Here is a 13,520-nt window from a genome sequence, read left to right as displayed (position 1 = left end):
AATAGATCACGTTGTAATCGGATGGGGCACTCGTGGTGGCCGTTAAACCGAGTGCGCAACTAACACATCTAACAATGTTTCGGTTGCACGCGACAATAACGGAGACGGCTGGATAAACCGCGAACCGCATAATGTCCACTGGCATGCGAAATGAAGGCTGGAACTATTTCAGTGAGGTTCTCGAAGGAACATACAAAAGAGCACCCACTTATTGCACTATTCTACATTGCTTTCAGGGAGACATGAGCTGGACAAGTGCAAGCGGTTGCAAGCGGTCAGATTACTGCGGATGGCGGCTCGTTAGAAACTAATGCGGGATCGTGTTTGAACTCAAATCTTAACCAGTATTCACCGACCATGGAGCCGACATGGTTACATATTACGGGCTCTCGCAACATGATTGGAGTGTGGCGAGGCCTCGCTTGCGCGGCAGGGTCTACAGTCGAGCCAGATGCCTGGGTCACCAGGATCACCGGGGACTTTAACCGCGTCGGTGTTATGCAGAAGCTGAACTACCTGGCTTGTCACCTGCATCTTGCCTGAATGGGTGCCCACCCTGACCAGTTGCTGGCCATTCAGTAATCCGTCTGAAACACACCAGGCCGGGCGAGCGGTCATGACTTTACCCAGCACAGAGCCAAGTGTCCCGAACACAATCCTGAACAAAATTAACATTGAGCCTGCAGTTGAATGGCGGGCGAGGACCGCGTGTGAATACTTATCGACACACCAATCGGCAAAACCGGCAGGACGGGGCTCGCTTCCTTGCCGGGCGGCATGCGCCGGTGTCGTTCACGCGCCAAGACGACATGGGCATTGTCGCTGATGCCTGCCAGTCGTTCGTCTTCGACAACGGTGCATTTTCGATCTGGAAAAAAGGCGGCAGCCTGGACGTTGATGGGTACATCCGCCGGATCGAGCAATGGCACCTGGCGTTTTGAGTGGGGCTTTTGCAAAAATTTTGCAAATCGCAGACAACAAAAAAGGGCCCACCTTTCGGTGAGCCCTTCTAGACCGCCCAGCAGAGCGGATTTTGTTTGGTAGGCGCGATTGGACTCGAACCAACGACCCCCACCATGTCAATGTCTGCTTGAGCAAGCTGCAAGCGTTGGTGCTCAAGGGTTTCACAGAACGCCCATTCACAACATGAGGCGTCAAAAATGGCCACTTTCCGCTTACTTCCGTCCGGCAACTGGAATGCTCAGGTACGGGTTAAAGGCAAATCTCCCCAGTCGAAAACCTTCAGCACCAAGGCAGAAGCTGAGTCATGGGCGAACCATCTCGAAGCCGTGACGGTGGATCGCAAGCATCACACTATCTGCGCATTGTGCAGGTCAAAGCGCCCATTCGTGGCCTTCTCCAACGACCTGGTGCGTTTCGCTGACAACGATGAGCGCCTTGAAGGCAATGTGTCAGCCCCGGTTCGTGCCCAGGCTGTACGCGCAAGCGGATCTGGCAAATCTCTCCCTTCGCAAGGGCGACAAGCTCCTCGAAGGAAGTCGGCGATGCGAGAATGGCTTGTCGATCGGGGTCGACGCTGTCCGCGTAGAGCCAAGCTGCGAGGTCACGGTATATCAAACAAAGAATCAGGCCATAGAAAATGGCATGACCAAAGAAATATGCATTGTAGAGGGCAGCAGTGCATTTAGTTTCGACCACAGCACTGAAGGTGCAATCAAAAACCATATCAACAAATTATGCCAGTGCGGAGTTAGAAACGCTTACATTGAGTCAGCCCACACAGAGTCCCAAATGGGTATGAAGGGCATATCCTACATAAATCTGGTTGGGTTCAAATAGCACCTAACAAACAATGCGTATATGGACTCTCATCACAAGTAGTGAGTAAAGCTCTTCCAACCCTGTCGTCAGTGCGGTTGCATTCGTATATTCGGCCTGTACTGGACGTTACCGCCCTGGCCACTCTGTAGTTCGCGCAGCGGGGATAACCAGGGACAGTCCACGATTAGTCAGACAAGATCGAAATAGATAACCGTTGTCTGTCCCCGATTGTCACGACCCCTTTGCAGCGTGATGGCACCGAAGATCGACACCAGCATCACCACCTCGGCGTGTTCGACCGCTTCATTGGTGGCTGCCATCACGCCCAGCGCCGAAGCCTACGTCGTCAAGCCGTCATACTCGCAGGCACGCCGATAGCCAAAGCCATCCCGGACAGACTGATCATTCGTCCGATAGATTTCAACTGCTTGCTCCTCAGTTGTCCGCATTGAGCCCGTTGAAATGCGGACGGTACGTTCCAAAGTCCTTCGCCTTGGAGGCTAAGTGACCCTTAGGATTTCGATGCCCCGGGCCGTCCGGGCCGGGGCCATCCGTTGTGTTCAGAACCAGCAGGAAGCCTTCACGCCGAACTCGCGCACCATGGTCACCGACAGGTCTGGGCACAATTTGAACCTATCTGGCACCGGCCGTTGCCTCGGGGCGATCTCTCAACGTGACCAACCCGTTCCGCACGCCGGCAACCATCACACCGCCAGGCAGGAAATTGATTGACAGCATCGGGCTGTCCAGCCTCTTTCCACTTCCAATAAATATTTCTGAAGCTAGTTTGCCAGTCTGGAAATCGAGGGCACTGAGATAAAATGCGTCCAGCTTGTCTCCAGCGCCCGATTTCATAGTGTATTGATAAACATAACCATCGGCAGTCGAAAGTTTGGGTGGAACCTTTGACGAAACCGAGTAATTCTCCCAGATCGTGTTGCATCCACTGTATCCAGGCCTGACATCGACTCTCGCAAGCCCGGGTTCGGATGCTGCCGGTTCAAAGAACTTCGACCCATAATTATTTTGAATTACAAGTGACTTTCCGTAACCCACAAATGTATTATCAAGATATCCTCTATCTTCTTTAAACACGGGATGCTCACATACGACCCTGGAGCTGCTTGCCATTGCTGCGCCGTCGGTTTTAAGTACCAGCACCCTCGCAAAGCGATGCGAGTCATCGTTCAAACCGAATGAGATCAACTTACCTTCATCGAACAGCGTCGGAGCGGTCAAATCACCACTTGAGTTGGACTGTCCATATTCATATCGCCAGCGAGTGATAATCTTTCCATCATCATCTATTTCAAAGCGATAAAGTGCCATGGTAGTGAGTACGAACGTCGCATCCGCGTTCAATGCCAGTGCCGTACCTGAAACCTCACCCCCCGGAAGTTTCATACGTTCTATCTTGCCGGTCATTTGGTTGATGTAGCCGACATAGCCATACATCGTGCTAAACCAGAGATTATTTTTCCAGTCAGGATGAACATCTGAAATTGGTTGGCCATCAGGCAAGGCGCTGCTTAGGTCATACTCTTTTTCAAGAGACCATTTGTATTGGTCATTGCTTCCAACAATAGAATATATCTGAACTTTTTGTTCCGGGTTCGCCACGATGGCCCGACCCAGAGCGTCGAGGCCGGTGTACCACCCCATTCCCGGCTCCAGGAAATTCATTTTCCTGCTGGTCGTGGCGACCTGCGCCGCGACCTTGAAATTGTTCTTGGGATCAAAAAGCACCAGCTGGCTCGGATTGCCCAAGCCGACGCACAAGGACGCCAGTTTTTCACCGGGCGTCATGAGCATGGGCGTGCACATCGAAATCTCGTTGCCGAGGCGTGTCGGCACATATGTCGCTATTGGCGCGATCCCGAGAGGCCCCGCATATGGCGTGGTACTGGAATTATACGTATCCCCATGAACCCCGCCGCTCGCGGTTTCATCCATAAGAAATGGATGGTCTGGCATAGGCAGTCTCGGCAGGGGGTGCGGAATCAGCGGGTGGCTTCCAACCAGCGTTGGCACCCTGATTCCGTCTGCCACTTGAAATTCGCGGTTTGCCGATCCATTGGCCAGGTGGCCAATATCGCCTGCCCCCCCGAGGATCTCCCGAAAGGCGGTCAGCGAGAGGGGCAGCTTATCCGCAACCAGGAACTTTATACCAATACAGGCCAGCACCAGCATCGAAGCTGACAGAAGAATATAGATCTTTTTCCTGGACCTGCGCTCATGGATATTTGTTGGCATGATTGGCAAATTCCGGATTAATTGAGAAGCCGCCATTGTCGAGCGCGCGCAAGCATCACTCATCGTCCAATGGGACTATTCCAAGGCCCGCTCGAGTCGCCTCCGTGGAAGTCTTTCCTGGAGGCGCTCAAGGAGCACCAGTCGGTAGGCGTGGCGGCTAGGCATCCCCAGTTCGAACCCGCTGTCATCGATCAAATCGTCTTCCATCACGCACGCACCATAAACTGTGTATACATACAGTATCGTGATAGACGATGCAGTTCAATCCGTAGGGGATGGGTGGCAAACCGGACACTTACGACCAAACCAATGCAGCGGCGTAGAACGCACGCCGCCTCCACTACATAAGTTGAAATTCTGCCTGCTGCACGATCACCTGGTAGACAGCAGCCTGACCCGCGACGCAGATCTGCTACGACCGGAACTCTGCCCGCACACCATCCTCGACCTATTGCAAAATCCGATAGTCGTCGTACTAATAGCCACCTGACATCAAGGCTGGACCCCCACTCAAGGAGAGGCGGAATGCATAGCGCACTGACGAATATAAAGAATGAACTCACCGGCATTATTGGTCAGTTGCAGGCAAAGATCCCCAGCGATGAGCCGTTTAACATAGGCCACGGCAACTGGTCCTTTCCTGGTTTAGCTAAAACGGACTTGATTGATGACGCCCAGGATCTTATTGATCTTATCGACCAGTACGGAAGCGACGACCTCGGTAGCTGTGAACCAACCCTCAACGATTACCATCGACGCCTTCAGTACCTGCAAACACAGACCATCCCGAACATTTGGCCAAGTCCAGCTGCGGCAGTACCTGCCTACACCATTACGCTTAACGGCCTCCGTAGAGCACTTGCTACGCTGAAGCCGCTGGACAATCGGGCGGAAGTGTTAATCGACCTGCGAAAGGCAACAACTCAGGTTCGAGGGATGGAAGCAAAAATCAACGGCTTGCAGCCCCGCACAGCTTCACTCACTGACATGGTGGGACGAATTGAACAGGCTTACCATGCGGCTGATCAACTTCCGACTGATTTAGCCACACTTTCGGAAGCGCGCTCTCAGATTGCTGACTTGGTTCAAGAGGCAGAGCAAGACCAAACAAAACTGGCAGCCTTCCACCAAGCAGCAACCGAAATAGACGCAACACTGAAGAAAAAGCTGGAGGACGCGGAAGCAGTTCTCACCCGCTGCGAGACCGCCTACTCGGCTGCAACGAGCGTCGGATTAGCTGCCGCATTCTCAGAACGATCCAAAAGCCTCGCTAACTCGATGTGGGTTTGGGTAGGCGGACTGATTAGCGCCCTAGCAGTAGGTAGTTACTTCGGTTCAACCCAACTTCACAACCTATCAGAGCTGCTAAAGCTGCCTGACGCACCCGCCTCAATTGTACTGTTGAATCTATTGCTATCACTGCTTTCTGTTGCCGCACCAGTGTGGTTCGCATGGTTATCAACTAAGCAAATCGGGCAGCGATTCCGCCTCGCAGAAGACTACGCTTTCAAAGCTTCGATATCACGAGCCTACGAAGGCTTCCGTCGAGAGGCTGCACGTTTCGACAAGGACATGGAGGCCCGCCTCCTTGGATCAGCCCTAGCCCGCCTAGACGAGCTTCCTTTACGCCTAGTAGAACCGGATACCCATGGCAGCCCATGGCATGAATTAGCCTCATCCGACCTTGTGAAGCAGGCACTAAAAGCAGTCCCTAACTTCGCGGATCAAGTCAGGGAATTAGCAGGAACGGCGATGACTAAAACGATTCCAGCCGTTGCAGCAGCAGTGAGACCAGTACCAGCCGCTGCGAACTCACCAGATGCCGCGACCACCCCATCTCAAAGCTGAGAATTCTGGCATGGCCATCTGAGATCGCAGTGCTAAACACGGACAAGATGGCCGTACCTTCAAGCTACATAGCTTTCTTTAAAGACTTTGAAGCCCCATGAGCATCCCCGACGCAATCATCGAAAACATTCAAGCGAACTGTATCCAAAGCTGCGGCGTTCACATTGCCCAGTGTGAACGAACCCTATAATTTGTGAACGTTCTGAAGAAATCCAAGACAACAAAAAAGGGCCCACCTTTCGGTGAGCCCTTCTAGACCGCCCAGCAGAGCGGATTTTGTTTGGTAGGCGCGATTGGACTCGAACCAACGACCCCCACCATGTCAAGGTGGTGCTCTAACCAACTGAGCTACGTGCCTGCTGTGAGGCGGCATTCTACGGAATTCCGGAGGGGTGTCAACACCTTTTTTCGAGCTAACCCTATGAATATGCAAAATATTTAATTTCACCGGTACAAAGAAGATTTTCCGGGTGGCTGGCGGGCGATTTTCAACTCGGGTAGGATCAACGCACTCGTAAAATATATTAAACAGAGGCTGCCGGATGGCTAACACTCCCTACCCCGAGTCCTACTACGCCGCATCGGCCAATGCGGTTCCGTCGCGCACGGCGTTGCAGGATGACGTGGAGACCGATGTCTGTGTGATTGGCGCCGGTTATACGGGGCTGTCCTCTGCCCTGTTTCTGCTGGAGAACGGCTTCAAGGTCACGGTGCTCGAAGCCGCCGGGGTGGGTTTCGGGGCGTCCGGGCGTAATGGCGGCCAGATCGTTAATAGCTATAGCCGCGATATCGATGTCATCGAGCGTACGGTCGGCCCCAAGCAGGCCCAGTTGCTGGGGCAGATGGCGTTCGAGGGTGGGCGAATCATTCGTGAGCGAGTCGCCAGGTACAACATTCAGTGCGACTTGAAGGATGGTGGCGTGTTCGCCGCGATGACCGCCAAGCAGATGGGGCATCTCGAATCCCAGAAGCGCCTGTGGGAGCGTTTCGGACATACCCAGCTTGAGCTGATGGATCAACGCCGCATTCGCGAAGTAGTGGCTTGTGATCAATACGTCGGCGGCATGCTCGACATGAGTGGCGGCCACATCCATCCGCTTAACCTGGCACTGGGTGAAGCGGCGGCGGTCGAGTCCCTGGGCGGGACGATTTATGAGCAGTCGCCGGCGGTGCGCATTGTGCGCGGCGCCAACCCTGTTGTGCACACGCCGCAGGGCAAGGTCCGGGCCAAATTCATCATCGTCGCCGGCAACGCTTATCTGGGCAACCTGGTGCCGGAACTGGCCGCCAAGTCGATGCCTTGCGGTACACAGGTGATTACCACCGAGCCATTGGGCGAAGAACTGGCGAAGACCCTGCTGCCCCAGGATTACTGTGTCGAAGACTGCAATTACTTGCTCGACTACTACCGCCTCAGCGGCGACAAGCGCCTGATTTTCGGTGGTGGCGTGGTGTATGGCGCGCGGGATCCGGCGAATATCGAAGCGATCATCCGGCCGAAGATGCTCAAGGCATTCCCACAACTCAAGGACGTGAAGATCGATTACGCGTGGACGGGCAATTTCCTGCTGACTCTGTCGCGCCTGCCCCAGGTCGGACGGCTGGGCGACAACATCTACTATTCCCAGGGTTGCAGCGGCCATGGCGTGACCTACACGCATTTGGCGGGCAAGGTGCTGGCCGAAGCGTTGCGCGGCCAGGCAGAATGTTTTGATGCGTTTGCCGAACTGCCACACTATCCGTTCCCGGGCGGCCAGTTGCTGCGCACACCGTTTGCGGCGTTGGGTGCGTGGTATTACGGATTGCGGGACAGGTTCGGGTACTAAGCGACAGGCAATACATTGTGGGAGCGAGCTTGCTCGCGATGAGGTCGTAACATCCAACATATTCGTTGGCTGCCAGACCGACATCGCGAGCAAGCTCGCTCCCACAGGTTTTGGGGGGTTAGAGACGATCCCGGGGGATACCGCTGCGAATCCGCAGGATGTCGGCCAGTACCGCCAGCGCAATTTCCGCTGGCGTCTTGCTGCCCAGGTTCAGCCCGATTGGCGCATGAATCCGCCCCAGCTCGACATCCCCCAGCCCACCAATACGCCGCAAACGCTCGAAGCGCTTTTGCGAGGTCTGCATGGAGCCCATCACACCGATGTAAAACGCCTCGGTGCGAACCGCCTCCATCATCGCCAGGTCATCGATACGCGGATCGTGGGTCAACGCCACCACCGCCGTGTCGCTGTGACAGCCTCCATCGGCGATGAACACCGACGGCAGCTGGCGCCGAATCTCCACGTTTTCCAGCACGACGCCTTCCAGCACTTCGTCCCGCGGGTCACACAGAATCACCTCGAACCCAAGCCCCACGGCAAACTCCGCACAGGCCTGGGCGACACTGGAATACCCCGCCAGCAGCAAGCGCTGGGCCGCGCCGACGCGCACGCGCACCCGGTCGATTTCACGTTCGATTCGCACACCCTGTTCACGATCATCGAACAGGCTGCGCGCACCGCTGAGCAAATCAACCTCGCGGATCAACCGACGTCGGCCCAGCAGCGCCGACTCCAGTTCCCGCAGATGCGCTTGCACCTCGCAATCAGCGTCAAGCTTTTCGACCAGCACATCCAGCACCCCGCCACAGGGCAGGCTGACGCGCGAGCGTGGGTTGTCGCCTTCGCCGTAACGAACAACGCTGACCGGCTCCAGAAACGCGCCCTCGGCCACTCGCTCAAGAAAGTCTTCCTCGACACAGCCACCGGACAGCGAGCCAATCCAGCGCCCCTGCGTGTTCACCGCCAGCAGCGAACCCGGTGCGCGCGGTGCCGAGCCATAAGTGGCCAGCACCGTACACAGCCAGATGCGCTGACCGGCCGCCGACCACTCCAGCGCCCGGCGTATCACTTGCAGATCCAGATGCTGCATATCAGTGGGCCTTGTGCTCGAGCGGCGGCGCATCGGCCCGCAACTTCTGCACGTCGTTCACTGCCAGATCATTCGGCTGACCGCCCCACCCCTGACGCAGGTAGTTCAGTAGATCCGTGAGTTGCGCGTCGCTCAACTTGTCGACAAATCCCGGCATCGGTTGCATGTGTTCGAACCCGGAGAACTTCTGCTCACCGATACCGTCGTCGATCACCCGTACCAGGTTGCGCGGATCTTCCAGGCGTAGCGTGGTGTTACCGCGCATGGCCACGGCGATGTGCGGTTTGCCCTCACCGCCCGGCGCATGGCAACCGGCGCAGACGTTCAAATATTCCTGACGGCCACGCTGGGCGCTCGGGCTCAGCTTGTCCAAAGGCACTTCGGTGAGCACTTTCGCCGCTGGCGGCTGATCGCCGAGCAGGAAAGTCGCCATCGCCGCCAGATCCGGATCGCTGAGGCCCTGGGTGCTGTTGTGGAACACCGGGAACATTTCGTTGAACATCGTGCCCTGGGCGCTCATGCCGTGCTTGAGGAACGAGCTCAGGTCCTGATGATTCCAGCCACGGGCCGCCAGGTCAGTGGCCAACAGGCTCGGTGCCAGATAGCCATTGAGAATGCCGCCGGTCATGCGCTTGTCCATCTGCATCGCACCCGGCAGGCCGCGTGGGGTGTGGCATTCGCCACAGTGCCCCAGCACGTCGACCATGTACTGGCCGCGCTTCCAGGCTTCGCTTTTGCCTTCAACCGGCTCCAGCTTCACGTCCTTGCCGTACATCATGTTCCAGCCCATCAGGCCCAGGCGCACGTTGAACGGGAAGCTCAGGCTGGTGACCGGTGCTGCACGCTCGATCGGCTCGACGGTTTTCAGGTAGGCATGAATCGCGTCGGAATCCGCACGCGGGATCAGGTGGTACGAGGTGTAGGGCATCGCCGGATACAGGTTCGCGCCATCGCGGCGCTTGCCTTCGGTCAGCGCGGCGAAGAACTCGTCATCGTTGTACAGGCCGATGCCGTGCTCTTTGCTCGGGGTGATGTTGGTGCCGTAGATCGTGCCGAACGGCGACACGATCGGCAGGCCGCCCGCATAGGGCGCGCCACCCGGTGCGGTGTGGCACGCCATGCAGTCGGCGGCGCGGGCGAGGTACTCGCCTTGCTTGACCTGTGCATCATCGGCGTGAGCCGCCACCACAGGCGCAGCCAGACCAACCGCCAACGCCAGGCGGCTAAGTAGAAGCTTCATGCTTAACCCTCCTTGACCAGGCCGAGATCGGTCAGCACGTTGCGGGTGGCGCTGTAGTAGCGCACGTACCCGGTGCAACGGCAGATGTGATGACCGAGGCTGTCCTCGATGACTTTTTCCAGCTGGCTTTTGACGATCGGCTGACGCTGCAGCTTCTCCACCAACACCGTCGCGGCATTGACGAAGCCCGGCGCGCAGTAGCTGCACTGGAAGGCGAATTCGTCGACGAAGCGCTGCTGGATCGGGTTCAGCTCGGTGACCTTGCCCTGCTCGTCGCGGGTCGCATGGCCTTCGATGGTCCGCACCTTCTTGCCTTCGAAATAGTGTGCGCCGGTGATGCAGGTGCGCACTTCTTCGCTGGTGCCGTCGGGGTTGTCGACGATCACCACACAGGCGTGGCAGATGCCCTGGCCGCAGCCCAGGCGCGAACCGGTGAGGTTCTTGTATTCGTGCAGGTAGTCGATCATCGGCAGATCATCAGGGATGTCCACCGGGCCGACGGATTGACCGTTGAGGGTCAGTTGAAGCGGACGGTTAGCCATTGAGGGCCTCCTTGATGCGTGCAGAAGTGATAGGCAGGTCGCGGACACGTTTACCGATGGCATGGGCCACGGCGTTACCGATGGCACCGACCACCGGGATCATCACCACCTCGGCGATGCCCTTGGACGGGTCGCTCGGCGACAATGGCGGCAGGATGTCCGCCGTCTGTTTCCACACCGCAACGTGCCGCGCCATTGGCAGGCGGTAACGGTTGAAGTTCCAGTCCCCCTCCCCCGGCCCGCCTTCGTACAGCGGCATCTCTTCCATCAGCGCATGGCCGATGCCCATGGCGATCCCGCCTTCGAGCTGGCCCCTGACCAGTTCTTCCACCAGCACCCGACCGCACTCGACCCACGAGTGATGGTTAAGTACCGACACTTCGTTCGAACCCTTGTTGACCTTCACTTCCACCAGCGTCGCGACCGGGCTGTAGTAAGTCACCGCCGCGTTGTTCAGCTGGGTCGCCGGGTAGGCGATGCCCTGCCGATCCAGCAGATGGAAACCGGCGCTGTTCATCTGCGCCTTCTTCGCCTTCGGTGCACCGTCGCCGTACTTCACGGCCAGGCCGTCGAGCGGCAAGCGCTCACGCACGCCGTCGATGCTGAACTCGGCCTCGGCCCAGCTCCAGCGGTTGAAACCGTGCACGGTGGCGCCGCTCACCAGGCCACGCTCGTGAACGCGCTTGGCGAGCATGGCGAATGGCAGTGGCTCCATGCCGTTGGCGGTGAGCTTGCCGTCGACCCAATGGGCGTCTTCGCGGCGCACCACGTAAGGGTTGGCCTGACCGCCGTAAGGGCCTTGGCGCCAGATCTCCAGCGCCGCCGGCCACAGGCCGTGGTTGAACAGCACGCGCGCCGCTTCACGGGTGGCGTGGCTGAAGTAGTACGCCGAGTTGGTGGCCGACGAAGCCGAAGCGACCTTGCCGACCCAGCGCGGATTGCGCAGGAAATTGTCCTGCTCGGCCTGGCTCATGATGTACGGGTTGCCGCCACTGATCAGCTGTAACTCTTTCCATTCGGTTTCGCCGGTCTTCACTTCGTGCGCCGCAATACCGAGGAAATCGGCCACGACCATGGCTTGCGAGGTGGACATGCCGGTGCCGATTTCGATACCGATGTGGCGCAGGCTGATGCGACCTCCGGCAGTGAATTCAATGCTGGCCATCGGCGCTTCGGAACCGGTGCCGAAGTCTTTCTGGCAGATGGCGAAACCCACCCCGTACCAGTTGTCAGGATCGGCGGCTTCGCGCTGTTTCTTGATAGCGTCGCGGTTTTTCCAGGTGTCGTGGACGGCCGCCTTGTCGAGAATCTCGTGCAGGCGCAAGGCACCGGCCGGGATCGCGCCCTGGGTGTTTTTCATGCCCGAGCGCAGTGCGTTCTTGCGGCGCAGTTCGATGGCATCGACACCGAGGCGACCGGCGATTTCGTCGACCATCATCTCGGTCGCCGCCATGCTTTGCAGGGTGCCGTAGCCACGCATCGACCCGGCTTCAACGGCGCGGGAGTGATAGGCCGTGACCTGCAGATCGTTCTGCGGCATGTAGTAGATCGACTGTGCCGCCGTGGCGCCCACCGCAGCCACGGACGGGCTGTAGTTGATTCGCCCGCCACCGTCGACGCTCATCTCGGAGCGGAAAATCTTGAAGCTGTGATCGTTCTTGTCCACCGCCAATTGGTAGCGAATGTCGAACGGGTGACGCTTGATGCCGCTCTGGAACTGCTCGTAGCGGTCGTTGGCCAGGCGTACCGGCACACCGGCGCCGTACAACGCCGCCAGCGCTGCGTAGTAGACGAAAATATTGTGGTCCTTGGAGCCGTAACCGACGGTGTAACCCGGGTGTATGTTCAGGTTGGCCAGGCCGAAACGCGACGGCGCGATCATCTTCGCAGTCTCGGTCGCGGTTTCCAGCGGGCACTGTGTCGCCACCACGAAATGCAGAGTCTTGGTGGCCGGGTCGTACCAGCCATTGCCGTTGTCCGGCTCCAGGGCGGCCGGTTCGATCGACGGGGTCTTGTAGCGTTCGTCGAACACCAGCCAGTTGTCCGGCGGCGCATCGATCTGCTGCTTCATGCGCTCGGCGTAGAACAACCCGCGCTCGGTCAGGTTGCCGTGCAGGTTCGGCTGGGCATTCCACACCGGACGACGGTTTTTCAGCATCGGGAACAGGATCGAATCCTTGAGGCTGGCGAACTCGTCTTCGTCCGCCGAGGTCGCGCCGCCAACGCGCACGTAGCGGAAGCTGCCGTAAGGATCGCCTTCATAGAACGGCGCTTTATCGCCGTAGCGGATTGCCTTGTCATTGAACTTGAGTTGGTTCTTGGCCTGACGGAAGCGCTCGAAATCGTTCCAGATCAGGATCGCCACCGGGTGCCCGATGAACATCGGCACCTTGCCGGCCGGCAACAGCGGATCCGGGGCGTGCTCCTCAGGGAACACGATACCGTCCTTGACAAGGTCTTCGGCGGTGACGATGCGGTCCGGCTGCAACCCGGCACCGAGCCACGACAGGTCGATGCCGGCAAAGATGTGGTCGGCCTTGATGGTTTTGAGCAGCATGGCGTGGCCTTGCTGCTGCGGCCAGCCCGGCATGTCCTTGGCGCGGATGTCACGGGCAAAGACCTTGCTGCCGCAGACCTTGGACAAGGCATCGTTACGGGCGCGCGCCTTGCCATTGTTGCCGAGCCACTGCTCGGACGGCACGGTCACGCTGTTTTCCATCAAGGCGGCCAGCGCCTGGCTGCTCAATGGCGTGAGCGTCACGCTCACACCCGCTACCAGCCCGCCCTGAAGGAACGAGCGCCGGGATATATCACGGTTGGACATGGATCATCCTCTGGGCGGTTATGGGGTCCGCCCTTCTGCTTATGTTCTGGAAATCTCGAGTCTTGCAGAAGCCCTTTTCGACGATGCAAAGGGCTGTTGTTGACAGTGCAAAGCT

The 13,520-nt window shown here is 57.9% G+C and carries 9 protein-coding genes, 1 tRNA gene and 1 pseudogene; 4 read left to right on the top strand and 7 right to left on the bottom strand.

Features of this window, described 5'->3' with window-relative positions; genetic code table 11:
- Positions 1–710: 710 nt before the first annotated feature.
- Positions 711–941: a hypothetical protein gene (locus tag KGB28_RS26025; protein WP_223448430.1), complete on the top strand. Its 231-nt coding sequence runs from the start codon at positions 711–713 to the stop codon at positions 939–941.
- Positions 942–1,970: 1,029 nt separating this feature from the next.
- On the opposite strand, the gene KGB28_RS31545 is transcribed toward KGB28_RS26025, so the two are convergent.
- Both KGB28_RS31545 and KGB28_RS26020 read right to left on the bottom strand, forming a co-directional pair.
- Positions 1,971–2,102 (bottom strand): hypothetical protein, encoded by a 132-nt coding sequence (locus KGB28_RS31545; RefSeq protein ID WP_257605568.1) that lies wholly within the window; start codon positions 2,100–2,102, stop codon positions 1,971–1,973.
- A 313-nt stretch (positions 2,103–2,415) separates the two neighbouring features.
- Positions 2,416–4,071: a hypothetical protein gene (locus KGB28_RS26020; protein WP_223448429.1), complete on the bottom strand. Its 1,656-nt coding sequence runs from the start codon at positions 4,069–4,071 to the stop codon at positions 2,416–2,418.
- A 316-nt stretch (positions 4,072–4,387) separates the two neighbouring features.
- On the opposite strand from KGB28_RS26020, the pseudogene KGB28_RS26015 reads away from it, so the two are divergent.
- Both KGB28_RS26015 and KGB28_RS26010 read left to right on the top strand, forming a co-directional pair.
- Positions 4,388–4,486, top strand: a pseudogene (locus KGB28_RS26015) (histone deacetylase); the annotation flags it as partial.
- A 74-nt stretch (positions 4,487–4,560) separates the two neighbouring features.
- Positions 4,561–5,883 carry a hypothetical protein gene (locus tag KGB28_RS26010; protein ID WP_223448428.1) on the top strand — a complete coding sequence of 441 codons (1,323 nt, stop codon included), beginning with the start codon at positions 4,561–4,563 and terminating at the stop codon, positions 5,881–5,883.
- 281 nt (positions 5,884–6,164) lie between these two features.
- On the opposite strand, the gene KGB28_RS26005 is transcribed toward KGB28_RS26010, so the two are convergent.
- Positions 6,165–6,241: transfer RNA gene (locus tag KGB28_RS26005), tRNA-Val, on the bottom strand.
- A gap of 184 nt (positions 6,242–6,425) precedes the next feature.
- Between KGB28_RS26005 and KGB28_RS26000 the strand changes: the two genes are divergently transcribed.
- Positions 6,426–7,709 (top strand): NAD(P)/FAD-dependent oxidoreductase, encoded by a 1,284-nt coding sequence (locus KGB28_RS26000; protein WP_223448427.1) that lies wholly within the window; start codon positions 6,426–6,428, stop codon positions 7,707–7,709.
- 118 nt (positions 7,710–7,827) lie between these two features.
- Here KGB28_RS26000 and KGB28_RS25995 read toward each other — a convergent pair whose 3' ends face one another.
- Genes KGB28_RS25995 through KGB28_RS25980 form a run of 4 tightly spaced genes read right to left on the bottom strand, consistent with a single transcriptional unit; the run spans position 7,828 to position 13,405 of the window.
- Positions 7,828–8,799 (bottom strand): XdhC family protein, encoded by a 972-nt coding sequence (locus KGB28_RS25995; protein WP_223448426.1) that lies wholly within the window; start codon positions 8,797–8,799, stop codon positions 7,828–7,830.
- Between the two features lies 1 nt (position 8,800).
- The gene (locus KGB28_RS25990) at positions 8,801–10,039 is read right to left on the bottom strand and encodes a cytochrome c (RefSeq protein WP_223448425.1); all 1,239 of its coding nucleotides are present in this window, start codon (positions 10,037–10,039) and stop codon (positions 8,801–8,803) included.
- 2 nt (positions 10,040–10,041) lie between these two features.
- Positions 10,042–10,581, bottom strand: coding sequence for a (2Fe-2S)-binding protein (locus KGB28_RS25985; protein ID WP_007982256.1), 540 nt, complete (start codon positions 10,579–10,581; stop codon positions 10,042–10,044).
- Complete coding sequence (locus KGB28_RS25980; RefSeq protein ID WP_223448424.1) at positions 10,574–13,405, bottom strand: xanthine dehydrogenase family protein molybdopterin-binding subunit; 2,832 nt, start codon at positions 13,403–13,405, stop codon at positions 10,574–10,576. The genes KGB28_RS25985 and KGB28_RS25980 overlap by 8 nt, the downstream gene beginning before the upstream one ends.
- Positions 13,406–13,520: the final 115 nt, after the last annotated feature.

It is taken from the genome of Pseudomonas sp. BF-R-19, from assembly GCF_019956445.1.
Taxonomy (GTDB): domain Bacteria; phylum Pseudomonadota; class Gammaproteobacteria; order Pseudomonadales; family Pseudomonadaceae; genus Aquipseudomonas; species Aquipseudomonas fluorescens_BH.
The sequence above is the reverse complement of the archived record's forward strand: the minus strand, read 5'-3'. Positions and strand labels throughout refer to the sequence as shown.